Below are 21,949 nucleotides of genomic sequence, written 5' to 3' on the forward strand. Positions count from 1 at the left end.
AACATTAGCTATGCCAAAGATGAGTTGGCCTGTATTTTCCTTATTTTTGTTAGAGACGTAAAATTTATGCTGAAGCAACAATTAAATTTCAAATTATCCCAAAAGCTATCTCCCCAGCAGATCCAGCTAATGAAACTTATTCAATTACCTACACAGGCATTTGAACAAAGGATCAAGCAGGAGCTGGAGGAAAACCCGGCTTTAGAAGACGGTAAGGAGGAAAAAATTGATGAATATGAAGATCTGGGAAATGAGAATTCTCCTGAAGATGATTATGATAGCGAGACCATAGAAACGGATATTGATGTTGATGAATATCTAAGTGACGATGAGATCCCAAGTTACCGTCTAAACGCCAATAATTACAGCGCAGACGACGAAGACAGGCAGGTACCTTATGCCGCCGGAACCTCTTTTACCCAGCACCTAAAAACACAGTTAAGCACGGTAAGACTGGAAGAAACCGAAGAAGAGATCGCAGAATTCCTGGTGGGAAGTGTTGATGAAAGCGGTTATATACGCCGAAGTGTACAGGACATTGTAGACGACCTGGCTTTTACCCAGAATATTTATACAGACGAAGAGACCGTCGAGAAAGTTCTAAAAAAAGTTCAGAAACTGGATCCTGCTGGGGTGGGAGCAAGAAGTCTGGAAGAGTGTCTAATCATTCAACTTAATAGAAAGGAACCTACCAAACAGGTAGAGCTCGCTAAAGACATTATGGAAAGGTCTTTTGACCATTTCAGCAAGAAACATTATACCAAATTACTTTCAAGACACGACATCACTGAGGATGAACTTAGGGATGCTATTGAAGTGATTGAGCATTTGAATCCTAAACCCGGAGGAGCCTATTCTGGAAATACCAGGATGGTAGAACATGTGATCCCCGACTTTACCATAAAGATCGAAGACGGTGAACTTCAGCTTACCCTGAACGGGCGAAACGCTCCGGAAATGCATATTTCCAGGGACTACAATAACATGCTGAAAGGCTATAAGGAGTCTAAGGAAAAGACAAAAGCACAGAAAGATGCTGTGATGTTCATTAAGCAGAAACTGGATGCGGCCAAGTGGTTTATAGAAGCCATCAAGCAGCGTCAGCAAACGCTAATGGTTACCATGAGTTCTATCATGAATTACCAGAAAGAATACTTTCTAACCGGCGACGAGCGTAACTTAAGACCGATGATCCTGAAGGATATTGCAGATGAGATCGAAATGGATGTCTCTACCGTTTCCAGGGTAGCGAATTCGAAGTATGTGGATACCCCTTACGGCACAAAGCTTATCAAGGAATTCTTTTCTGAATCAATGAAAAATGACCAGGGAGAAGACGTTTCTACAAGGGAGATCAAGAAGATCCTCGAAATGTCTATTGAAGAAGAGGATAAAAGAAAACCCCTGACTGATGAAAAACTGGCCAAGGTCCTGAAAGATAAAGGTTATCCTATCGCCAGGAGAACGGTTGCGAAATACAGGGAACAGTTAGACATTCCGGTTGCAAGATTACGCAAAGAAATTTAATGAGAATACTACTCAAGCTTGCCTCCTTTTTATTTCACCCGCTATGGATGCCCTTCGCCGGAAGTCTTTTTTACTTCCTGTTCACTCCACGGTTCTTTCCCGAGGAGATCATAAAGGCTAAGCTTTTGGCGATTGCCATTATCACGATATTTATACCCATCGTTTTTTATTTTCTTCTTAAAAACCTGGGTAAAGCAGAAAGTGTATTTCTGGATAAGGTTGAGGAAAGAAAATGGCCGTTGTTCTTTTTTATACTGCTAAGTTTAATGGTTCTTAACGAGGTTTTGAACATCTATAATTACCCGGCTTTATTCTATTACTTTACAGGCATTTTAATATCATCGTCGATTGCATTCCTCTTTACCTGGCTAAAGGTCAAAATGAGCCTCCATATGGTAGGAATAGCGGGTCTCTTGATGTTCGTGATAGGCTTCTGTATTTACTTTCACCTGTATTTTATTTACACCATAAGCTTTCTAATCGTCGCAGCCGGTTTAAGCGCCTCTTCCAGACTGTATTATAAAGCTCATACAAAATGGGAGCTAATGCTTGGATTCCTTACTGGACTGGCTCCTCAAATATTGATGTTCAGCTTTTGGTTTACAGAATATAGAATGTCAGACCTATTTTTAAAGTAGAAAGATCAAGAGAACTTTCATCAACGGTTGCATCCTTGAAAAAGGGATTTAAAGCGTAATAGAACTGGAAATTAAAAGTATTATATCCAAAAGTGAAGGTTGCTCCTAATCTAAACCTATCTAATTCAGAAACATCATTTACTATTATCTCTTGTTCGTCGTCCCGGTAACGGCTTCTAAAATGATATACATAGCCTAACCTGAAACCGCCATAAATACGCCAGAACTTATAGGTCTCTGGAGTTGATGTTCTCCACCTGAACTCTATTGGAGCTTCAATAAGCTGGGTGGTAAATCTGTTAGTGCTGTAATCTGCATCATCGCCCAGGCTTTGAAATATTGTAGTGCCATCTTCGGCCTTCCCGATGAATAAATTTTGACCGTAAGTATTAATTGACCAACCTAGGCCGGCACCAATAGCAACATTCCTTCTTTCATTCAAGGGGAAATCTCTAATGAACCCAAGATTTAAACCTCCGGAAAAACTTTCCTGTGAAATACTTGAGGGGCGATTGGTAATAAGATTGAAATGAAATCCCGCATAGAACTGATCTTCCCTGTATAAACTATCTATACTAAAAGGTACAGTATCTGGAATTTTATACCGATCCTCTTCCTCCTGCGAATTTGATAGCAAAGGCAATACAAATAGAAGTATCAGGATTATTTTTTTACCGGTCATTGTTTTTCAATCTGGAGTTTAAATATAAAAAAACATCCTGTCTGATTTTACCCAGACAGGATGCTTTATATAATTAAATCGAAAAGATTATTCAACGTTTTGCATCGCATCACCAACTACAGTTGTGTAGTTGATCTTAAGTGCTTCAGCTTTTCTCAATTCTTGTTTAATATCTGAAACAAGTCCCATATTGGTCTCTTCATCCACCTTTAAGGCAGTTGTAAGATAAGGAATCAACTCCTCTCTTTTAGACTCTCTTTCAGAATAGATAAACTGCTGTACTTCTTCAACACTAGCAAATTTATCATTTAACTGAATACGTGCTTCTGTTCCATATTGAGCCTGGTATCTCTTGCTTGGTTTCCCCGCATAGATATACATGATCAAATCTTTCTTATCAAGTTTCTCAACCTGGTCTGCAAACGGTAATTTGTTCTCGATCATCAGAGTGTTCTGACGCATTACTGTTGCAACCATAAAGAAAAATAAGAGCATAAAAACGATATCAGGTAAAGATGCCGTACTAATGGCAGGCAAATCTCCAGACTTCTTCTTTTTAAATTTAGACATAATTAAAGTCGTTTTCGTTTATTAATAGCTCTAGCTTGTTGGTTCAGCTTCAGATAATTTCTGTGGAATCATATCTGTGATCACATCGATCTTTTCTTTAAGGGCATCTTTATCGCCATTATAGTTAGGATCGTTGTAATTCTTCTCCATTTGAGTAAAAGACGTTCCATACATCCTCTGTGCTTCACGATCTCTTAACTGATTATAAGCAGCCACAAGTTCGTTCTGTACAGCGATATATGTTCCGTACTCTGTCCCACGGTTATTTACCAGAGAAATAATAGCTTTCTGAGGATTCACCGAAGAGTTAGGATCTTTGGCGCCCTGACAAAAGCTACAAGCTTCATCACCGGTACCACCACCGTTATCTAAGAACTCCACAGCTGCTTCACGCAATTCTGAAAGCTCCATATCTTCATCTTCTACCAGCAACTGGTTGTTACTATTCACCAGTACGGTAAAGATGTTTCTTTGTTTAATAACCGGAGGCTCAACGTCTTCAGGTTGCCATGGCGGTAATTTCCTGCTTATCCCGCTATCTGTTTCAATGGTAGTAGTTACCAGGAAAAAGATTAGGAGTAAGAAGGCGATATCTGCCATAGACCCGGCGTTAACTTCCGGTGCTGATCTCTTTGCCATATTATTTAGCCAATTTTTTAATTCCAGAGAATACCATCGCAGCGATAGCTATTCCGGCAAGGATGTAGAAAGTAATTAAACCTGCTCCAACCCAATGATCACCAGATGCTGAAAGCATGCTACCGTCCTTAAGTTCCTTTGCTGTACCATCACTTAATACATAAGCAATGACTACGATCACTAAAAATGATCCTATAGCAATGATTGTGTTCTTAATATTACCTCTGAATAAACCTACGATCACAAATATTCCAACTAGTACAACGACTGCAGCTAGAACCAAATAAGCAATCCACATGTAAGGGTCGAGATGACTCGCTTGCAGGTCTGCCGAGGCTTTAATGGCATCGTCTCCGGTGGCGATAATCCTTCCCAGAAGGATCATACCTACCACACCAAGGACAAGTGCCAGATATTTTAATATTTTATGTAAGCTCATAATTTAGTTTGTCTTAGATTCTTTTTTTATTCTTGTAAGCTACCAACATATCGATAAGAAGGATAGACGCATCTTCCATATCGTTAACGATACTGTCTATCTTAGCAATGATATAGTTGTAGAAAATCTGAAGAATAATCGCAACGATCAAACCAAATACTGTAGTAAGAAGTGCTACTTTAATACCTCCTGCCACAAGTGATGGCTGCATATCTCCTGCTGCTTCAATACGGTCAAAAGCCTGAATCATCCCGATTACAGTACCCATGAATCCAAGCATAGGAGCCAATGCGATAAATAAAGAAACCCAAGATACGTTCTTTTCAAGTTGTCCCATTTGAACACCTCCGTAAGCAACAACCGCTTTCTCAGCAGCTTCAATACTTTCGTCAGCTCTGTCTAGACCTTGATAATAGATAGAAGCAACAGGTCCTTTTGTATTTCTACAAACTTCCTTAGCCGCTTCGATTCCACCACTGTTAAGGGCATCCTCAACATTTTGAGCTAATTTCTTAGTGTTAGTTGTTGAAAGGTTTAAAAAGATAATTCTCTCAATGGCTATTGCCAGACCAAGAATTAAACACAATAGAACGATCCCCATAAAGGCAGGACCACCTTCGATGAAACGTTTTTTAAGCTCCTGGTGAAAACCAAGTTCTTCTTCTTCCAAATCATCACCGGCTGCTGTTTCCTCGTCATCCTGTACAAAGGTCACAATCGTTCCTGGCAAAGTATTCGCGCTGTTAGCCGCCTTTAGATTGTAGGCCCCAAGAACCGTAATCGCGGCGATTACCAAAATAGAAAATAATCTTTTCATTACTGTTTGTCTTAATTTAATTAGTTAAAGGGTTAAAGATATAAATTATTTTTAATAAAACACTTAGCAGAGAGGAAGGGATTCGAACCCTCGATACGCTTGTGACGTATACACACTTTCCAGGCGTGCGCCTTCGACCACTCGGCCACCTCTCTGTATTTCGTTTAGGGCCGGCAAATAACAAAAAAAAAACTTGTCCGTCAAGTACCTGCCGTTAATTTTAGGACATTTCCCCTCTTAAAGATGTTTCATAGATCGTCTTGAACACTTTAGGAGACAAATCTTTCCCCAATAAGTACATCAATTTTGAGATCGCTGCTTCTGTAGTAATGTCTTTTCCAGACACTACCCCTATCCTCTTCATTCCAACACTGGTCTCATATTGCCCCATGGTCACACTACCTCCAATACACTGAGTAACATTTATCACTCTAAGACCCTTTTTGATCTTTTCCCGTAAAATATCAAGGAACCAGGGCGCATTTGGAGCATTCCCGCTTCCATAGGTCTCCAGGACCACTCCTTTTAGATTTTCCTTGGATAAGATATGCTCCACCGTACTTTTAGAAATTCCCGGGAACATCTTTAATACAAGCACCTCATTATCGAATCCTGTATGTAATTTAGTCTTTTGTTTTCGGTTTGGCTTCCATAATGACTTATAATTTACAGATAAATATACTCCAGACTCCGCCAAAGCAGGATGATTCATGGATGCAAATGCCTGGAAATGCTCGGCATTTACCTTTGTCGTTCTATTGGCGCGATAGAGCTTATATTCAAAATATAGACCCACTTCAGTAATTACAGGTCTACCGTTCTTTTGAAGTCCGGCGATCTGTATACTGGTTATCAAATTCTCCTTAGCGTCCGTTCTAAGATCTCCAATAGGTAATTGCGATCCTGTAAAAATAATGGGCTTGGTGAGATTCTCGAACATAAAGCTCAGTGCAGATGCTGTGTAAGACATAGTATCACTTCCATGTAAAACCACAAATCCGTCATAGAGATCATAATGATCATTGATCGTTCTGGCGATCAGTTCCCAATAAGCGGGATTCATATTAGATGAATCAATAGGATTTTCGAAACTCAGGGTTTCTATCTCATGTTCCAGGATCTTCAATTCCGGAATATTCTGCAAAAGCTCATCAAAATTGAAGGCTTTTAAAGCTCCGGACTCATAATCCTTGATCATACCGATGGTACCTCCGGTATAAATAAGTAGTATTCTGGAGTTATTCTTCATTCAAAGACATTTTATTGATCACAGGATTCGCATACATTAATAAGTAGCTGTTTAAAGCCAGAGGATTTTTCACATCCACCCTTCTGGAAATACGGCGATCGAACTGTCTTTTTTCTTTTTCGGTATAATGATCTTCAAACCTGGATTCATTCTTAAGCAGATCATAGGCGATATAATTAGCCGGCCAGAGCTTATAATTGCGGTAAATAGCATTATCTATCAATGTCGCAACTTCTTTCAACTGCTCATTAATAGAAAGATCCTTTTCCCGAATAGTATCAAAATCTTCTGAGGTAAGCACCTGTCCAGCATTGATCTGGATTCGACCTTTCTGGCCCATGGCACCCTGCATGATACTATTAAAATCTTCGTTGGCTGTTTTCTTGTACTCCTCTTTCATTCTCTTCGCGAGAACTTCAGGCATCTTCAGCATATCTGTTGGATCCAGCTCATACGAAATGGCTACCGGCACTATCTTAAGTTTAGCGAAATAATCGAGAATATCCATATCCCCTTTGGCCATTCCCAACATCTTCAACACTCCCTGTTGCGTGAAGTCATTACCGTCCTTAGTTCTTCCTTCTCTTTGAGCCATCCATACTGAACGCTGTTCTTCCAGCAACAGGGTTCTGATATATTCTGAAAGCTTCATTGAACTTTTCAACATTTCCCGCGGACTCTGGTTTCTTAACACCAGGAAATTACGATTCAGTTTGGACAGAGCCATTAAAAAAGGTTTCTGCACCAGGTTATCACCAATTGCCGACGCGGTCATTACCAGGTCGTGATTATATAGATTGTAATTGATCAGGGAAGTATCCAGAATAATATCCCGGTGGTTGGAAATATAAAAATAGGATTCTGAAGGATCCAGCTCATCAAAACCGTTATCACTTAAACCTTCGCTTGTTTTTTCAAGTACCTTCTCAACACTCAGGTAGATCACTTTACTTTGAAAATCTTCAATTGAGTGACATTCCTCAACAATTGCCTGAATATCGCTGAACTTTAGTTCAGGAAAAGTGAACTGCAGCAAGGCTTTTACCATAGGATGATTCACATACTCCTTCAAGGCCGGATTAACCTCTTCATCCTTATAAAATCTTATATCATCAAAATTTCGCACCTATTCCAAAATTATTTTGACAAATGAACAAAAAATCTCTTTAACAGCTTTAAATTCCGAAAACTTCCTTCGAGTTTTTTGTAGTTATCCCAGCCACTTCTTCAATTGATAAATCATATAAGGCGGCCAGCTTTTCGGCAACTTTTAGAATATAAACAGGGTCATTCCTTTTTCCGCGGAAAGGCGCTGGCGCCAGGTAGGGTGAATCGGTTTCCAGAACGATCTCCTCTAATGGGATCTCGCTTATGAATTTATCTACTCCGCCATTTTTAAAGGTAACCACACCTCCAATACCCAATTTCATATTATAGGAAAGAGCCTGTTTAGCCTGTTCAAGATTTCCGGTGAAACAATGAAAAATTCCAAAGAGTTTATCATCTTTCACCTCTTCGAGGACCTCGAATATCTCATCAAAAGCATCACGACAATGGATCACGATAGGTAAATTCCTATCCTTTGCCATCTGAATTTGCCTTTTAAAAGCTTTTTTCTGGATCTCGAGGGTAGATTTATCCCAATACAGATCGATCCCTATCTCGCCAACTGCATAAAACTTTCTTTTATTAAGTTCACCTTCAACATGCTTCAATTCTTCTTCGAAATTCTCCTTCACGTGCGTAGGATGAAGACCCATCATTAAAAAGATATTGTCAGGATAAGCTTTTTCCAGCTCATACATACTTTGAGTAGTTTCAGAATCTATCGCCGGAATAAAAAATCTTTTAATGTTGTTATCTATAGCAACCTGGATCATTTCCATACGGTCCTCATCGAATGCTTCACTATATAAATGGGTGTGGGTATCTGTAATTATCATAGCTGCAAAAGTAAGAGAAGATAGCAGAATGATAAAACTGGCAGTAATATAAATACAATAAAAGCTCCTCTGGAGGATCTCCAGGTCGCATGGTTCTAAAAAACCTTTTAACTAGCTAACAGTAGCAGTAATAGTGGTCGAACTTATGGTGGTAGAATACACCTCTAAATCTCTCGTGCTTCCAGGTTCATTCTGAGGTCCACGAATCACATCTCCATCTTCCTCATAACGCGAAAAATGCAACTGACATTCTATATACCCCTCTTCTTCTACCCAAACAAGCTGACCTCCCTGATGAGGACAAACAGCTTCTGTAGCAACAAAATCTGCGGAAGTATTACCTTCACCTATTCGGAAAAAAAGAACTCCGCCACTGGTAACCTGATCACCAATTTCAGCTAAATTAGAAAGATTGACCGATACCGCTGTAGGACCACCCCCATTTCCCGGAGGATTAGGAGTACCTCCACCACCATCATCGCCTGAACTACAAGCTGACAATGCACATGCACCAGAACAAGCCAGCAATACACCCTTGACTAAAAACTCACCTCTTTTCATGATAATATGATTTTTAAACCAACATTCAATTACGTATTTTTTTAGGGCCGAGATTGAAATTCCTCGATATCATAAATCCAAACCTGACCCCACCATCAGACCAGCTTTTTGTAGTATTTGCTATAAAATTGTTTGCTATAATAGCCTGGGAATTCTGGAAGTTAAGGGCGAAAACATGCCCACCTGTCTCAATTTCTACGCCCACACCAAAAGGATTGTAATAATCTGTTTGAAGATCATCTGGCCTACTTAACCCATTAACTATAGTATAATCTGCGATAATAGATATTCGTTTGAAAATTTTAAACCTGGCCCCAAAACCCAGAGCAAATAGATTTTCTGAATCTTCAAAATCCTGAATTTGCGCTTCTGGCCTGAATAAATAACCCGGGGCGATCATTATTGAAATACCGGGACTAAATTTTCTTGCCATGATAACCTGTAAGAAATGTGAAATTCGATCAGATTCTTTATCAAATTCATTATTTGAAAATGGCTTCCGGGTAATCCAGCTACTCTGCCCAAATAAGGTTACCGAAACCGGCATTCCTTCTTCATCCTGCCACAGCAACCTGTATTTTACAAGGCCACTATAAGATTCATTGAATTTACTTCTACCAATCCCTACCGTCAACGCATCTGTGATCCCATAATCAAACCCCAAATAAAGATCGGTGGCTACATCAAGACCAAATAACGTATGTGAACCTCCAAATTCTCCTCCAATATCGCCAAACCTATGACCCACCCAAAAAGCCAGGTTTTTAGCTTTCTGTGTTTCATTAGTCTGCAATAACACCAGTCTCGGACTTTTAAAAGTCGCCTGTATTTTATAATCTTTTTCTTCAGAAATATCTGCCATAATACTATCAACATCCTGAGCATGCATAAAAGCACAGATAAGAAAAACCGGAATTAGTAATATTCTTTTCATTTTTTTATGATTTGATAATCTGCATTTACACTTACCTCTATCACTTCAGCAATGTTCTCCCAGAGAATCTTAGGGATCTTAATATCATGATCTTCACAAGCCACTTCAAATTGAGATTCCAACTTTAAGACCTTCCCGTTGTCTTTTACAGTGAGAGTAACAGGAAACTCCCGTTGTTTTGAAACTCCATGCACGGTAAACACACCCTTCATAATTAATTGTTGTGGAGATCGAGACTCCAGATCTATCTTACCAACACTTTCACCTTTAAAGCTCGCTTCGGGGAATTTTTCGCTTTCCACGTAGTTCTCATTGAAATGCTCCTGCATCAAGGACTTTTCAAATATGAAAGACCTCATCTTTACCTTAAAAGAAATTGCACCATTATCAGAATTAATTACCGAAACACCTTCCTTAGAAATCGCCTCAATATCTTCTACTGGCGCTGATGAAAAAAAACTAACCTCGGCTGTTGTTGTCTGGTAGAATTGAGCATTTATCGAATTATTATTCGAGAGAAGAATCGTCAATATAAGAATCAGGTAAAGACGCATATCAAATATTTACGAAAAAATAAAGGGCTATAGTTTTAACCTATGCCCTTATAAATTTAAACAATATTTATTAAAAAACAGAATTATTCCATGCTTAAATTGTTAATTCCTTTCATTTTTGATAATATATTCTGAAAGGTATTTTGCGTCCTTTTTAATACCTCCCAGAGTAGCAGAGCCCCTGGTATGCAACCATGGCAATCCAATAAAGTAGAGCCCTTCAATATTACTTACTCCCCGGTAATGCTCAGGATAACCGTTTTTCACCAGCTCCAGACCTTCTATCCAGCTGAAATTAGGCCTGTAACCAGTTGCCCAGATGATATTTCTAAGATCCTTGATCTTTTTCTTTTCTGTTACTATTAATTCTCCTTCAGCATTTTTGGTTTTCCCAACCGGCTCTACGTTATCTCTTTCCAGAATTTCCTTTACCGGAGTGCCAATCACAGGCTGCCGACTGTTTGAAATCTTTCTCCCCAGCCAGGTATCCCTGCTAAAACTTAAGAATCCGGATTTCGTAAACCACCACCATAAGGTTTTACCTAATATTTCCTGTGGAAGCACTTTTACATCTGTGGTACCCGAAAAATAAACACCACGCTTATCCTTGGAAACCTCGTCAAGGATCTGAAATCCGCTATCTCCAGCACCAACAACCATTACCTTGCCTTCCTGAAGTTGATCTGGGTTCTTGTAATAATTACTATGTATCTGGAAAATATCCTCGTCTATCTTTTTGGAAAATGGAGGCGTATAAGGAATATGGAAAGGCCCGGTCGCGATCACCACGTTTCTGGCTTCAAGATCTCCCTGCGGACTTTTCAATATAAAATGATCCGATTCTTTGGATATATTTTCAATTAAGGTGTTCAACTGAATTGGAAAATCGAATTCTTCAACGTAGTCTTTAAAATATTTCGCGACTTCAGTCTTTGAAGGATAATGACCTTTTTTTGCGGGAAATTCCATTCCAGGCATATTATTGAATTCAGAAGGAGTAAATAAAGTAAGCGAATCCCATCTATTAAGCCAGGATGCACCTATTTCAGACTCTTTATCTACGACCAGGAAATTCTTCCCCTGCTCTTTTAGATAGTAAGCCATAGCCAAACCGGCCTGTGCAGCTCCTACAATAATAAAATCCAGCATCACTTTCATATTTTTCGCAAAAGTAAGGCTAATTAAAGGTTTCTGAAAATTAACAGACTCTAGAAAATGAGTGCTTTATAGGTCCAGAATTGATAAAGGAATAGAATAAGAAAGGCAAAGGTCACAATAAACTCCATAAAACTTGAGGCTAACAAACCTACAAATGAACCAAAAGCAGCTTTCCCAGCCGTTCTGGAATCACTTTTATTTATGATCTCACCAATGAATGCACCTACAAAAGGACCAATTAAAATGGCGAAGGGAATGGGTGCAAAAATTCCAACCACCAGACCTATAGTAGCGCCAATCATACCTTTTCTACTACCACCAAATCTTTTGGTACCCAGTGCCGGGATCACGAGATCCAATACATATATTATAACGGTCACAGCGAGAGTTATACCTAAAAATAGATAATTCATCTCTATCTCAGGAATCAAGTAAAAGATCAATAGACCCATCCAACTTAAAGGCACTCCTGGCAATACGGGAAGAAAACTTCCCAAGACACCAAGGATCATAAATACGCCGGCAATTATTAATAAGATTATTTCCATTCTCCAATTTTGATTAACGAATATAATCAACTTAAAAATAATTTTAAACTAAAAAATTAGTTCAAACTAAATAATTAGTTTATATTAGCAGAAACAAAATCATTAAAAATGAAACAACTCACCAAAGCAGAAGAAGAGATCATGCAGATCTTATGGGAGCTTAAAGAAGCTAATGTTGCGGGAATCATTGAAAACATGCCCGAGCCAAAACCTGCTTACAACACGGTTTCAACCATCGTGAGGATTTTGGAGAGCAAGGGTTTTGTAGATCATCGCCAGAAAGGAAAGGGATATATCTATTTCCCGAAACTTGAAAAGGAAACTTACAGCAACCAAAGCATCAATCAGTTGATGAATAACTATTTCAATGGTTCATTTAAAAGTATGGTTTCATTTTTTATGAAAAAGAACGATCTAAGTACACAAGAGCTGGAAAAGATCTTAAAGGAGATCGATAAAGAAAAAGAAAAGTGATGTATACGTATATTATAGAGGTCATATTATTTCAGCTGGGGTTTTTACTCGTTTTTGAAGTATTTCTGAAAAAGGAAACATTTTTCAATTACAACCGGCTTTATTTACTAGCCACGCCAATTTTGGCATTTCTTATCCCATTCCTGAAACTGGAATTCCTGGTAGAAGCCGTACCACAGAACACCGGCATTCAGTTGCCAGAAGTATTTATAGGAAATAAACCTGTTGCTCAAATTGGTAACCAAACCGCAAGTCAGGCTAGTCCCGGACTGGAAATAAACTGGTGGTACCTTACCTATCTGGCTGGATTCGCCGTGAGCTTTTTCCTTTTCCTGAAAAAATATCATAGCCTGAACCGGCTATTCCGATTTAGAAAAATTACCGAAGAGAAGGATTTTAAGATCATCGAGGTCCCAAATTCTAATATCGCCTGTACCTTCTTAAATACCATTTTCCTGGGAGATCAGCTTTCAGAAAATGAGAAAAACCAGATCCTTTCTCATGAACTGGTACATGTAAAACATAAACACAGCCTGGATCTCATCTTTTTCGAGATCATGAAGATCATCTTCTGGTTTAACCCGCTTATCTATGTCTACCAGTCACGCATCGCCGGGCTGCACGAGTTCATCGCAGATGATGAAGTAGTGAAGACCACCGACAAGCAATCATATTATCAGCAGTTGCTGAATACCGTTTTCAGCACCCAGAACATTTCATTTATCAATCAATTTTTTAATCATTCATTAATCAAAAAACGAATATTTATGTTACAGAAAAACAAATCATCAAAACTATCTAAATTCAAGTTTCTACTTATTGTTCCGCTTATGCTGAGCATGCTTACCTATGTGGCCTGTAGTGAAGATAATTTGGATCCGAATAACAATCAAGTTACCGACGTAGATCAGCAAATGGAATTGTTACTGGAAGCTTTAAAGGATAAGGAGAACCTTTCTGAAACCGAGAAAGAAATTTACGTAAAACTACTTAAAAGAAGAGAAGAAGGAAATCTCAATTCCATTCAAAAGAAAACTAATGCGCAGAAAGGCACGGAAAAATATTTAACTAAAGTCCCTTATGCTGTCACAGAAATAGTACCTGCTTTTCCGGGATGTGAACAATATCTTGATGATGTTAGAAAAAATTGCACCTCAAGCGAAATATCGAATTTCGTCAATAAGAATTTCAATACAGATCTTGGCAAACAACTTGGACTAACCGGTATTAATCGGGTCATCGTTCAATTTAGAATAGATGAGACTGGTAAAGTTGTAGATGTAAGAGCCAGAGCGCCCCATGCGAAACTTGAAGCTGAAGCGAAAAGAGTTATTTCGAGTCTTCCTCAAATGGAACCTGGAATTCATGATGGAAGAAAAGTGAGTGTAATGTATTCGTTACCAATCGCCTTTAAAATAGTTGATCAATCTTAAAAAACTTTATTATGAAAAATTTAAATACAAGTCTCATACTTTCATTTTTTCTCTCCCTGTTAAGTCTTTCAGGATTCTGTCAGGAAAAAGAAGATTCCTTCGAAGGGGATGCCATACCGTTCGCGGTAGTAGATGAAGCTCCGGCATATCCGGGATGTGAAAATCTTAAGGGAGATCAATTAAAAGATTGTACGGTGGAAAATATCACCAATCATGTAAATACTAATTTCAACACTGGCCTGGGGAAAAAACTGAATATTGAAGGAAGGACACGAATCATTGTCCAGTTCAAAATTGATGAAAACGGAGAGGTTCATAAAGTACGGTCCAGATCTTTAGCAGATGATTCCAAAAAAAGAGAAGCATTGCAAAACGAAGCGAACCGGGTAATAAAAAATCTCCCTAAAATGAAACCAGCGCAAATGGAGGGTAAAAATGTTGCGATAATGTATTCTTTACCTATCGAATTTGCAGTACCCGAAAAAGAAACTAAAAAAGGATAATTGGTTTTATTTCTTCAAATAAAAGTCTGAATTAAAATGGAGAATCAGGGGCAACATGATGCACTTTTTATCAATTACCTTTTAAATAACGGTATGAGAAAATTTTTACTGATTTTATTTTGTTTGATTTGTTTTAAAGTTGGGGCTCAGGCTCCAACTTTAAGTATTGCAGACAGTCTGGCTGCCGTAGGAAAACAACAGGAAGCAATAAGCTTGCTGGACAGCCTCGAACAAAAATCTGATAAAGTATATTTGAAAATAGCTAAACTTCAGCAACAATCAGGTCAAACAGATGAGGCCCTTCAGAATTACGAAAAAGTTTTAAAACGTAACCCTGATAGAATTCTAACTTCCATTGATTACGGAGAATTAATGCTGGAAGCTGGAAAATATGATCAGGCAGATAGCCTATTCAGTAACCTCAGCGAAAAATATCCCGACAACGCAGGATTTATTTATAGAGTTGGACTAGCTAAGGAAAAGAAAAAGGATACTATTGCAATAAGGTACTTTTTCAAAACTCTCACTAAAGATTTCACCCATCAGGGTGCCTTGTATAAAACGTCCAAACACTTTTTAAAGAATGGCAAATCTTACAACGCCATTTCTCTTTGCAATAAGGGCTTAAAGGTTCGTCCGAACAATATTTCATTATTGTCAATTTTAGGCCAATCATACTCCAGATCTCTGCAGTTTGAAAAGGCCATTGCTCCTTATGAAAAACTAATCGAGCTTGGAGAAGGATCAGAATTTATCCTGGAAAAACTGGCCAAAGCTTATCGTGTTACTTCACAGCCAGAAAAAGCAATTGAGACCTATAAAAAGATGCTTGACATTAACAACATGAACGGTGCGGTTCATTCGAATCTAGGAGTGCTATACCTCAAAATAAATGAAGCTGTTAAAGCTCAGGAACATTTTACCACTGCTCTTTTAATCAAAGATCAGCCTGTAGACAATGAATATGTAAATCTTGGCTTAGCTTACAAAAGGCAGGAGGAATCAAGAAGTGCCTATATCAGTTTTCAGAAGGCTCTTAAGGAAAATCAGGATAATGAACGGGCACTTATAGAACTTGCAATCGCAGCCGACGGGCATTTTGAAAATAAACAGGATGTACTGAAACTTTATCAGGATTTCGTTAACAAGTATGCTGAACATGGCCGAAAAGACATGCTTTCCCTGGCAGAATATCGAATCAGCGAATTAAAAAAAGAGATCCACCTTTCTAAATAAGTCAGAGAATTCTGAAATATTTCATATTACTAGTCACATTATTTAGCCTGGGCACAACTATAGCCCAGGAGACAGAAGATGTTTTTACTGTCGATGTTTTTATAGACAGTGAAGCGCAGGTTTATCTCGAGGATACACCTATTCAAGCCGATAACATTGAACAGGAAATGAGCGACTATGCGTTTAAGAAAAATGCCTTTTATGATGACAATGTTCTTTATAGGATTTATGCCGATCGCAATTTACACCTGGGGTTGATCATGAATGTGAATAACCAGCTTATCAAAGCCTTTCATCCTTCAAACACCAGAACCGAACGTTATTTATTGGAAACAAATGAACTGGATATAAACGCTTCCAACTGGCAAAATAGCGTCCGGAAATTGGATTTAAAGGCAGTTGAAAATTGATTGTTAATTTTTAATCTGTTCAATTTTTCCTAACCTGCTATAATTCACTATTTTTGGATTCCGAAAGCGGATTGCCAATGAAAAAAGTTTTACTTTTTGTATTTACTTTAATACTAACTTCCTGCAATTTTGAAACTAAGAAGATCTCTTCCGAAGAGGTTCTGGAGCAGGAATCACGCTCCCTTAACTGGAAGGAAGTAGATGAATATCCCGCTTTCGAGAATTGCAAGAATGCCAACGGACTTGCTGCAGCCAAAAATTGCTTTGAAAAGCAGGTTGCCACGACTATCTATTCATTTTTATCTAGCCAGCAACCAGTAGTAACCGAAAGTATTAACGACACTCTTTTCATTTATCTTGAAATCACCAAGGAGGGAAAACCTCAAATAGATTCGGTAAAGATTGATACTACTGTAACCAATCAGTTGCCGGAAATTGAACAATGGCTAAGACAAAGCATTGATTCCCTACCTAAGATCTATCCTGCAAGCAAACGCGGAATTCCCGTTTCCACGGTTTTTAAAATGCCGGTGGTGGTAAAAGCCGAATAAGCTTATTTGATCAATTTTCAATTCTACTACCTACTACAGCATTCCATTTTCTCACTTCCCATTCTTTGATCAACCCATTTTTCACATAGGGATCATTCTCGGCGAAAGCAGTTGCTGTTTGATCATTTTCTCCACGGAAAATCAGGAATGCCTGGTCTGCCGGTTCGTCTAGCGCACCACCCAAAACAAGCTCACCTTTTTCGGCAGCTTCTTTGGCCATCCCTAGATGTTCTGCTCTGTACTGACCTCGGTCTTCAAGATAATTATCTGCCAGTTTGTAATTAAGTATGTAATAATTCATATTTAAAATTTTTAAGTTTTACCGTCATGCTTTCCCGAAGCATCGTTTCAAGATGACGAAATTCTAACAATTTGATTTTATCATTCCCAACGAAGTAAATAAATCACAATTATCCACTTTCAATTCTCAACTACCTTTTAAACCTTCTCCCTTTCCATTCATAACCCTTAAAAAGGGAAAGACCTGCAACATACACGCTAAAAAAAGGATAAGCAATACTACACCACAAATAATGACGCATTAAGCTCTCCCGATTCATAAATTTCACTGCCATAAAGATCAGAATAAAATCTACATTGAATTTTACTAGAAAGAAAAGCATTAGATATTGATATGGAAACAGATCTATAAAGGCCAGGAACGTGAAAATTAAAAGCGACAGGTTCATTAGAAAAACAATGACTCCGGTAAATTTTGCAAAAACACTGGTATATGCCGAAGTTTTCGCTGCCCATCTTATTCGCTGCTGAACTAACTCATGGAGATTATTTTGATAATTGGTAAAAACTGTAGCCTTTGCAGATTTTATAAAGGCTACCTTTTTGCCTTTTTTTCGAAAACCCTGTAACAGGAAGACATCGTCTCCACTCGCTAAATCTTCATTCTCTGTAAAACCTGATCCTTCCAGAAATAAAGCTTTCTTATAGCAAAGATTGGCCCCGTTACACATAAAAGCTTTTTCGATCCCGAAAGCTCCAATAGTAGATGCCTGTAAACTCATAAAATCCATTTCTTCAAAATTCTGAAAATATGGTTTCTTTATTCCTGACTTTTGGATAAACCCCACCGGTCCGGCTATCATTTCAGAATTATTCTCCCTGATCATCTCATCAAAAAAATGCAACCAGTTAGGCGGGATCACACAATCGGCATCCGTTGTAGCGACATAGTCAAAATTCGAATTTTCTATTGCAGTTCTTATCGCATCCTTTTTAGGAGAATTAGTCTGCCTTTCATTTTCAAGCAAACGAATATTGAACAAAGGAAAATCCTTCAAAAAAGTTTCGCAGATCTCCCTGGAATTATCTTTAGAGCCATCATTTACAAGAATGATCTCAAATTTTTCTGTAGGATATGTAATTCCGGAAAGTGATCTTAAAAGTGCAGGTAAATTCCCGGCTTCGTTCCGGTAAGGAATGACTATGGAAAAAGTGTTTTCCGCGGAAAGACCTTTCAATTGAAAATCGGGAATTCGCTTCCATCCGTAAAGAAAGGAAATGATAAGCCCAAGATAGGCTGCCGTAATGAGTCCGAATAAGATCAGCAAAAGCATAACCGATAAGTTTGATGCTGGCAGTGCAGAATTGTTTAGCTTTGTGAAAGTCCCAAATTAGGTAATTTTTGTGAGCAAATCTTCGGAAAAATCAGTTTTGAAAGGCGAAAGGATCATTCTTGGCATCGACCCGGGAACCACTATTATGGGTTTCGGTCTCATAAAAGTGGAAAACAAAAAGATGAGTTTTATCCAGATGAATGAACTCCAGCTGAGCAAATACAGTGATCATTATAAAAAGCTGAAACTAATCTTTGAACGCACTATTGAACTTATCGATAATTACCATCCTGATGAGATCGCCATTGAAGCTCCTTTCTTCGGAAAGAACGTTCAGTCGATGCTTAAACTGGGACGGGCGCAGGGAGTCGCCATGGCCGCCGGACTTTCCAGAGAAATTCCTATTACCGAATACCTACCGAAAAAGATAAAAATGGCCATTACGGGAAACGGAAATGCCAGTAAGGAACAGGTGGCAAAAATGTTACAAAGTCAGTTGAATATTGGAAAGCTTCCTAAAAACCTGGATGCTACCGATGGACTTGCCGCCGCGGTTTGTCATTTCTATAATTCTGGCAAGACCGAAATAGGAAAAAGCTATACCGGCTGGGATGCGTTTGTTAAGCAAAATCCTAATAAAATAAAGTGACAATTAGCAGTTAACAATTATCAATAAACATCGGAAAATGTCAGAACTAGAGAAAAAGAATGTATTATCAGACAAGTCTTATCAGTTCGCATTGAATATTGTTAGCCTTTATAAAAAACTAAGCATCGAAAAAGAATATGTTTTATCAAGGCAACTTCTCAAATCAGGAACTTCAATAGGAGCAAATGTAGCTGAGGCTAACGGAGCAATCTCCAATTCTGATTTTTCAGCAAAAATTTCTATAGCGTATAAGGAAAGTCTAGAAACAAAATACTGGTTAAGATTATTAAAAGATTCAGATTATCTGGAGGAAGAGAAATTTCAATCTTTGTTTGAATCTACAGATGAGCTTTCTAAAATTTTATATTCTATTCTTAAGTCAACCCGAATTAAACCCAAATCTAATAACTGATAATTGCTTATTGTTAATTGATCATTGTTATGAGCGGTATATACATACATATTCCTTTTTGCAGGCAGGCTTGCCATTACTGTGATTTCCACTTTTCGACTTCCACGAAAAAGAAAACCGAGTTGGTGGAAATGCTTTGCAGGGAGCTGGAACTGAGAAAGGACGAAATAGGACAGCAAATTCAAACTATCTATTTTGGCGGTGGAACTCCTTCCCTACTGAATTCTGAAGAATTAAAACTGATCTTCAAAACGATCTTTAAACATTTCGATGTTTCTGAAAATGCCGAAATCACGCTTGAGGCAAATCCCGATGATCTATCAGAAGAAGTGATCAAAATGTTAGATGCTTCTCCGGTGAATCGATTGAGTATTGGAGTGCAGTCATTTTTTGAAGAGGATCTTAAATTGATGAACCGGGCTCATAATTCTGAAGAAGCACTGACCTGTCTTCAGCTAGCAAAGCAATATTTTGATAATATCAGCATCGATCTTATCTACGGGATTCCCGGGCAATCAAATGAACAATGGATAGAGAATTTAAACAAAGCCCTTGAGCTTGATATTCCGCATATTTCAAGTTACGCGCTCACCGTAGAACCAAAAACCGCTCTTGAAAAATTCATAGAAAAAGGTAAGGTCAAGCCGGTAGAAGATGAAACCTACCGGGAGCAATTCGATATTCTGGTAAACAAGCTCACCACAAACGGATTTGAGCATTATGAATTTTCGAATTACGGAAAACCCCGTTATCATTCTCAGAACAATATGGCTTACTGGCTGGGAAAATCTTACCTGGGAATTGGCCCATCAGCACATTCCTATGATGGCACTTCCAGAAAATGGAATATCAGCAATAACACGCTGTATATAAAAGCCATTGAAGCCGGAAATTTACCTCAGCAAACCGAAAAACTTTCCACCACCGATACTTATAATGAATATGTAATGACAAGGCTCCGAACCAAATTTGGTGTTTCCACAGATGATATTCAGCAAAAATTTGGAGAAAAATACCGTGATCATTTTTTAATGGAAACCGGTAAATTTCAAGATGACGGACTCATAGAAAAAATTGGAAACACTTTTCATATCACTCCCAAAGGAAAATTCCTTAGTGACGGGATCGCAGCAGATCTTTTCTATATAGATTAATGGCTTATCCAGACGCAAAGCAAAAACTCAGACCTTAATACTCCGTCCGATCCGTCACCCTGAACTTGTTTCAGGGTATTATGAGATGCTGAAACAAGTTCAGCATGACGATTTTATCAAAATCGAGATAAATCCCAATTGTCCATTATCAATTTTCAACTAAATACTACATTTGTTAGGACCAATTAAACAATATGTTAGCGAACATAAGCCATCTTGGCAATTCATATAAAATAGATTTCTCTCATCCACTGGATATTTCTATCAGTCTTCGCGGGGATAATAAGAACCCAATGGCCTGGTATTTAAAGCACCCGAAGATTGAACCCGTGGTTGATGGTGATTTTATCGGGAAAGTGAGCAAAGGGTCTTCCGTGAATTTCAATAATATCTGGTTTAATCCGCATGCCCATGCTACGCATACCGAATGTGTGGGCCACATCAGCAGCGAAACACATACTATTCAGCAGCATCTGAAAACCTTCTTTTTCAAAGCTGAACTTATTTCCATTGAACCTCAGAAAAAAGGTGACGACTTCGTTTTCACTAAAGAACAGCTACAAAAGAAAATGAAAGATTTCAATGCTGAAGCGCTTGTGTTGCGAACACTTCCAAATTATATCGGGAAGATCTCCAAAAATCATTCGCATACCAACTGGCCGTATATTGAGGAAAATGCCATGATCTATATTCGTGAATTAGGCATTAAACATTTGTTGACCGATCAGCCTTCAGTCGATAGGGAAAAAGATGAAGGAAAATTACTGGCTCATAAAGCCTTCTGGGATTATCCAAAGAACACCAGGTTTGATGCTACAATTACAGAATTGATCTATGTCCCGAATAAGATTGAAGATGGAGATTATTTCCTGAATCTTCAACCCGCTTCTTTTGAAAATGATGCCGCTCCCTGCAAGCCAGTATTGTATAAAATTATTGAGTGATGAAAACTACCTTAAAACTGGAAGAACTTGCCATGCTCCTTCTGGGAATCTGGTTATTTAGCCTTCAGGACCTTAGCTGGTGGTGGTTCATTGGTCTGTTCTTTGTGCCAGACCTTGGAATGCTGGGCTATCTTATTAATAACAAATGGGGCGCTTTTTTCTATAATATCTTTCACCATAAAGGCCTTGCGATTGTTATTGGCTTAACTGGATATTATCTTAAATTGCAGGAACTGGAAATTGCCGGAATTATTTTGTTCGCGCATTCCAGCTTTGACCGCTTGCTTGGATACGGATTAAAGTTCGAAAAAGGCTTTAAATTTACACATCTGGGAGAAATAGGAAAATAA

28 protein-coding genes and 1 tRNA gene are annotated in these 21,949 nt (G+C 38.4%); 13 read left to right on the forward strand and 16 right to left on the reverse strand.

Annotated elements, in window-relative coordinates; genetic code table 11:
- Positions 1–66: 66 nt before the first annotated feature.
- Positions 67–1,527 carry an RNA polymerase factor sigma-54 gene (gene rpoN, locus G3I01_RS02660; RefSeq protein WP_219550805.1) on the forward strand — a complete coding sequence of 487 codons (1,461 nt, stop codon included), beginning with the start codon at positions 67–69 and terminating at the stop codon, positions 1,525–1,527.
- Complete coding sequence (locus G3I01_RS02665; RefSeq protein ID WP_219550807.1) at positions 1,527–2,165, forward strand: hypothetical protein; 639 nt, start codon at positions 1,527–1,529, stop codon at positions 2,163–2,165. The genes rpoN and G3I01_RS02665 overlap by 1 nt, the downstream gene beginning before the upstream one ends.
- Here the strand turns inward: G3I01_RS02665 and G3I01_RS02670 are convergent.
- From G3I01_RS02670 to G3I01_RS02735, 14 genes are all read right to left on the reverse strand, one after another.
- Positions 2,128–2,847: a porin family protein gene (locus G3I01_RS02670; RefSeq protein ID WP_219550809.1), complete on the reverse strand. Its 720-nt coding sequence runs from the start codon at positions 2,845–2,847 to the stop codon at positions 2,128–2,130. The genes G3I01_RS02665 and G3I01_RS02670 overlap by 38 nt on opposite strands.
- Positions 2,848–2,934: 87 nt before the next feature.
- Complete coding sequence (locus G3I01_RS02675) at positions 2,935–3,417, reverse strand: biopolymer transporter ExbD (protein ID WP_156275284.1); 483 nt, start codon at positions 3,415–3,417, stop codon at positions 2,935–2,937.
- 30 nt (positions 3,418–3,447) lie between these two features.
- Entirely contained in the window at positions 3,448–4,056 is a 609-nt protein-coding gene (locus tag G3I01_RS02680; RefSeq protein WP_219550811.1) for a biopolymer transporter ExbD, read from the reverse strand.
- A 1-nt stretch (position 4,057) separates the two neighbouring features.
- Positions 4,058–4,495 carry a hypothetical protein gene (locus G3I01_RS02685; protein WP_219550813.1) on the reverse strand — a complete coding sequence of 146 codons (438 nt, stop codon included), beginning with the start codon at positions 4,493–4,495 and terminating at the stop codon, positions 4,058–4,060.
- 13 nt (positions 4,496–4,508) lie between these two features.
- Positions 4,509–5,312, reverse strand: a complete 804-nt coding sequence (locus G3I01_RS02690) for a MotA/TolQ/ExbB proton channel family protein (RefSeq protein ID WP_219550816.1) — start codon at positions 5,310–5,312, stop codon at positions 4,509–4,511.
- A 67-nt stretch (positions 5,313–5,379) separates the two neighbouring features.
- Positions 5,380–5,467, reverse strand: a tRNA-Ser gene (locus G3I01_RS02695).
- Between the two features lie 65 nt (positions 5,468–5,532).
- The gene (locus G3I01_RS02700; RefSeq protein ID WP_219550818.1) at positions 5,533–6,561 is read right to left on the reverse strand and encodes an asparaginase; all 1,029 of its coding nucleotides are present in this window, start codon (positions 6,559–6,561) and stop codon (positions 5,533–5,535) included.
- Complete coding sequence (locus G3I01_RS02705) at positions 6,551–7,687, reverse strand: 1-acyl-sn-glycerol-3-phosphate acyltransferase (RefSeq protein WP_219550820.1); 1,137 nt, start codon at positions 7,685–7,687, stop codon at positions 6,551–6,553. The genes G3I01_RS02700 and G3I01_RS02705 overlap by 11 nt, the downstream gene beginning before the upstream one ends.
- 49 nt (positions 7,688–7,736) lie before the next feature.
- Positions 7,737–8,504: a TatD family hydrolase gene (locus G3I01_RS02710; protein WP_219550822.1), complete on the reverse strand. Its 768-nt coding sequence runs from the start codon at positions 8,502–8,504 to the stop codon at positions 7,737–7,739.
- A 111-nt stretch (positions 8,505–8,615) separates the two neighbouring features.
- Positions 8,616–9,065, reverse strand: coding sequence for a Rieske (2Fe-2S) protein (locus G3I01_RS02715; protein ID WP_219550824.1), 450 nt, complete (start codon positions 9,063–9,065; stop codon positions 8,616–8,618).
- A 25-nt stretch (positions 9,066–9,090) separates the two neighbouring features.
- On the reverse strand, positions 9,091–9,999 hold the full coding sequence (locus tag G3I01_RS02720; RefSeq protein ID WP_219550826.1) for a DUF5777 family beta-barrel protein: 909 nt from the start codon (positions 9,997–9,999) through the stop codon (positions 9,091–9,093).
- Positions 9,996–10,553: a YceI family protein gene (locus G3I01_RS02725; protein WP_219550828.1), complete on the reverse strand. Its 558-nt coding sequence runs from the start codon at positions 10,551–10,553 to the stop codon at positions 9,996–9,998. Before G3I01_RS02725 ends, G3I01_RS02720 begins: the two co-directional genes overlap by 4 nt.
- Positions 10,554–10,655: 102 nt before the next feature.
- Entirely contained in the window at positions 10,656–11,702 is a 1,047-nt protein-coding gene (locus G3I01_RS02730; protein ID WP_219550830.1) for an NAD(P)/FAD-dependent oxidoreductase, read from the reverse strand.
- A gap of 59 nt (positions 11,703–11,761) precedes the next feature.
- The gene (locus tag G3I01_RS02735; RefSeq protein WP_219550832.1) at positions 11,762–12,259 is read right to left on the reverse strand and encodes a DUF456 domain-containing protein; all 498 of its coding nucleotides are present in this window, start codon (positions 12,257–12,259) and stop codon (positions 11,762–11,764) included.
- A gap of 108 nt (positions 12,260–12,367) precedes the next feature.
- On the opposite strand from G3I01_RS02735, the gene G3I01_RS02740 reads away from it, so the two are divergent.
- From G3I01_RS02740 to G3I01_RS02765, 6 genes are all read left to right on the forward strand, one after another.
- Positions 12,368–12,733, forward strand: a complete 366-nt coding sequence (locus G3I01_RS02740) for a BlaI/MecI/CopY family transcriptional regulator (protein ID WP_219550834.1) — start codon at positions 12,368–12,370, stop codon at positions 12,731–12,733.
- The gene (locus tag G3I01_RS02745) at positions 12,733–14,166 is read left to right on the forward strand and encodes a M56 family metallopeptidase (protein ID WP_219550836.1); all 1,434 of its coding nucleotides are present in this window, start codon (positions 12,733–12,735) and stop codon (positions 14,164–14,166) included. The genes G3I01_RS02740 and G3I01_RS02745 overlap by 1 nt, the downstream gene beginning before the upstream one ends.
- Positions 14,167–14,177: 11 nt before the next feature.
- A complete protein-coding gene (locus G3I01_RS02750; RefSeq protein WP_219550838.1) occupies positions 14,178–14,669 on the forward strand; it encodes an energy transducer TonB in 492 nt (163 codons plus the stop codon).
- Positions 14,670–14,762: 93 nt separating this feature from the next.
- Positions 14,763–15,905 carry a tetratricopeptide repeat protein gene (locus G3I01_RS02755; protein WP_219550840.1) on the forward strand — a complete coding sequence of 381 codons (1,143 nt, stop codon included), beginning with the start codon at positions 14,763–14,765 and terminating at the stop codon, positions 15,903–15,905.
- A 167-nt stretch (positions 15,906–16,072) separates the two neighbouring features.
- Positions 16,073–16,315 (forward strand): hypothetical protein, encoded by a 243-nt coding sequence (locus G3I01_RS02760; protein WP_219550842.1) that lies wholly within the window; start codon positions 16,073–16,075, stop codon positions 16,313–16,315.
- 77 nt (positions 16,316–16,392) lie between these two features.
- Complete coding sequence (locus G3I01_RS02765; protein WP_219550844.1) at positions 16,393–16,866, forward strand: hypothetical protein; 474 nt, start codon at positions 16,393–16,395, stop codon at positions 16,864–16,866.
- A gap of 10 nt (positions 16,867–16,876) precedes the next feature.
- Here G3I01_RS02765 and G3I01_RS02770 read toward each other — a convergent pair whose 3' ends face one another.
- Positions 16,877–17,167: a YciI-like protein gene (locus G3I01_RS02770; protein WP_219550846.1), complete on the reverse strand. Its 291-nt coding sequence runs from the start codon at positions 17,165–17,167 to the stop codon at positions 16,877–16,879.
- Positions 17,168–17,297: 130 nt separating this feature from the next.
- Positions 17,298–18,440, reverse strand: coding sequence for a glycosyltransferase (locus tag G3I01_RS02775; RefSeq protein WP_219550848.1), 1,143 nt, complete (start codon positions 18,438–18,440; stop codon positions 17,298–17,300).
- Between the two features lie 97 nt (positions 18,441–18,537).
- On the opposite strand from G3I01_RS02775, the gene ruvC reads away from it, so the two are divergent.
- From ruvC to G3I01_RS02800, 5 genes are all read left to right on the forward strand, one after another.
- Positions 18,538–19,089 carry a crossover junction endodeoxyribonuclease RuvC gene (gene ruvC, locus G3I01_RS02780; RefSeq protein ID WP_219552750.1) on the forward strand — a complete coding sequence of 184 codons (552 nt, stop codon included), beginning with the start codon at positions 18,538–18,540 and terminating at the stop codon, positions 19,087–19,089.
- Positions 19,090–19,126: 37 nt separating this feature from the next.
- On the forward strand, positions 19,127–19,501 hold the full coding sequence (locus tag G3I01_RS02785) for a four helix bundle protein (RefSeq protein ID WP_219550850.1): 375 nt from the start codon (positions 19,127–19,129) through the stop codon (positions 19,499–19,501).
- A 29-nt stretch (positions 19,502–19,530) separates the two neighbouring features.
- Positions 19,531–20,655: a radical SAM family heme chaperone HemW gene (gene hemW / locus G3I01_RS02790; RefSeq protein ID WP_219550852.1), complete on the forward strand. Its 1,125-nt coding sequence runs from the start codon at positions 19,531–19,533 to the stop codon at positions 20,653–20,655.
- A 194-nt stretch (positions 20,656–20,849) separates the two neighbouring features.
- Positions 20,850–21,599: a cyclase family protein gene (locus G3I01_RS02795; RefSeq protein ID WP_219550854.1), complete on the forward strand. Its 750-nt coding sequence runs from the start codon at positions 20,850–20,852 to the stop codon at positions 21,597–21,599.
- The gene (locus G3I01_RS02800; protein WP_219550856.1) at positions 21,599–21,949 is read left to right on the forward strand and encodes a DUF4260 domain-containing protein; all 351 of its coding nucleotides are present in this window, start codon (positions 21,599–21,601) and stop codon (positions 21,947–21,949) included. Before G3I01_RS02795 ends, G3I01_RS02800 begins: the two co-directional genes overlap by 1 nt.

The sequence above is a fragment of the Gramella sp. MT6 genome (assembly GCF_019357415.1).
Classification (GTDB): domain Bacteria; phylum Bacteroidota; class Bacteroidia; order Flavobacteriales; family Flavobacteriaceae; genus Christiangramia.

Coding starts and splice junctions, on each gene's coding strand:
- rpoN (WP_219550805.1), top strand. CDS start 67: ATGCTGAAGCAACAATTAAATTTCAAATTATCCCAAAAGCTATCTCCC.
- G3I01_RS02665 (WP_219550807.1), top strand. CDS start 1,527: ATGAGAATACTACTCAAGCTTGCCTCCTTTTTATTTCACCCGCTATGG.
- G3I01_RS02670 (WP_219550809.1), bottom strand. CDS start 2,847: ATGACCGGTAAAAAAATAATCCTGATACTTCTATTTGTATTGCCTTTG.
- G3I01_RS02675 (WP_156275284.1), bottom strand. CDS start 3,417: ATGTCTAAATTTAAAAAGAAGAAGTCTGGAGATTTGCCTGCCATTAGT.
- G3I01_RS02680 (WP_219550811.1), bottom strand. CDS start 4,056: ATGGCAAAGAGATCAGCACCGGAAGTTAACGCCGGGTCTATGGCAGAT.
- G3I01_RS02685 (WP_219550813.1), bottom strand. CDS start 4,495: ATGAGCTTACATAAAATATTAAAATATCTGGCACTTGTCCTTGGTGTG.
- G3I01_RS02690 (WP_219550816.1), bottom strand. CDS start 5,312: ATGAAAAGATTATTTTCTATTTTGGTAATCGCCGCGATTACGGTTCTT.
- G3I01_RS02700 (WP_219550818.1), bottom strand. CDS start 6,561: ATGAAGAATAACTCCAGAATACTACTTATTTATACCGGAGGTACCATC.
- G3I01_RS02710 (WP_219550822.1), bottom strand. CDS start 8,504: ATGATAATTACAGATACCCACACCCATTTATATAGTGAAGCATTCGAT.
- G3I01_RS02715 (WP_219550824.1), bottom strand. CDS start 9,065: ATGAAAAGAGGTGAGTTTTTAGTCAAGGGTGTATTGCTGGCTTGTTCT.
- G3I01_RS02720 (WP_219550826.1), bottom strand. CDS start 9,999: ATGAAAAGAATATTACTAATTCCGGTTTTTCTTATCTGTGCTTTTATG.
- G3I01_RS02725 (WP_219550828.1), bottom strand. CDS start 10,553: ATGCGTCTTTACCTGATTCTTATATTGACGATTCTTCTCTCGAATAAT.
- G3I01_RS02730 (WP_219550830.1), bottom strand. CDS start 11,702: ATGCTGGATTTTATTATTGTAGGAGCTGCACAGGCCGGTTTGGCTATG.
- G3I01_RS02735 (WP_219550832.1), bottom strand. CDS start 12,259: ATGGAAATAATCTTATTAATAATTGCCGGCGTATTTATGATCCTTGGT.
- G3I01_RS02740 (WP_219550834.1), top strand. CDS start 12,368: ATGAAACAACTCACCAAAGCAGAAGAAGAGATCATGCAGATCTTATGG.
- G3I01_RS02745 (WP_219550836.1), top strand. CDS start 12,733: ATGTATACGTATATTATAGAGGTCATATTATTTCAGCTGGGGTTTTTA.
- G3I01_RS02750 (WP_219550838.1), top strand. CDS start 14,178: ATGAAAAATTTAAATACAAGTCTCATACTTTCATTTTTTCTCTCCCTG.
- G3I01_RS02755 (WP_219550840.1), top strand. CDS start 14,763: ATGAGAAAATTTTTACTGATTTTATTTTGTTTGATTTGTTTTAAAGTT.
- G3I01_RS02760 (WP_219550842.1), top strand. CDS start 16,073: ATGAGCGACTATGCGTTTAAGAAAAATGCCTTTTATGATGACAATGTT.
- G3I01_RS02765 (WP_219550844.1), top strand. CDS start 16,393: ATGAAAAAAGTTTTACTTTTTGTATTTACTTTAATACTAACTTCCTGC.
- G3I01_RS02770 (WP_219550846.1), bottom strand. CDS start 17,167: ATGAATTATTACATACTTAATTACAAACTGGCAGATAATTATCTTGAA.
- G3I01_RS02775 (WP_219550848.1), bottom strand. CDS start 18,440: ATGCTTTTGCTGATCTTATTCGGACTCATTACGGCAGCCTATCTTGGG.
- G3I01_RS02785 (WP_219550850.1), top strand. CDS start 19,127: ATGTCAGAACTAGAGAAAAAGAATGTATTATCAGACAAGTCTTATCAG.
- hemW (WP_219550852.1), top strand. CDS start 19,531: ATGAGCGGTATATACATACATATTCCTTTTTGCAGGCAGGCTTGCCAT.
- G3I01_RS02795 (WP_219550854.1), top strand. CDS start 20,850: ATGTTAGCGAACATAAGCCATCTTGGCAATTCATATAAAATAGATTTC.
- G3I01_RS02800 (WP_219550856.1), top strand. CDS start 21,599: ATGAAAACTACCTTAAAACTGGAAGAACTTGCCATGCTCCTTCTGGGA.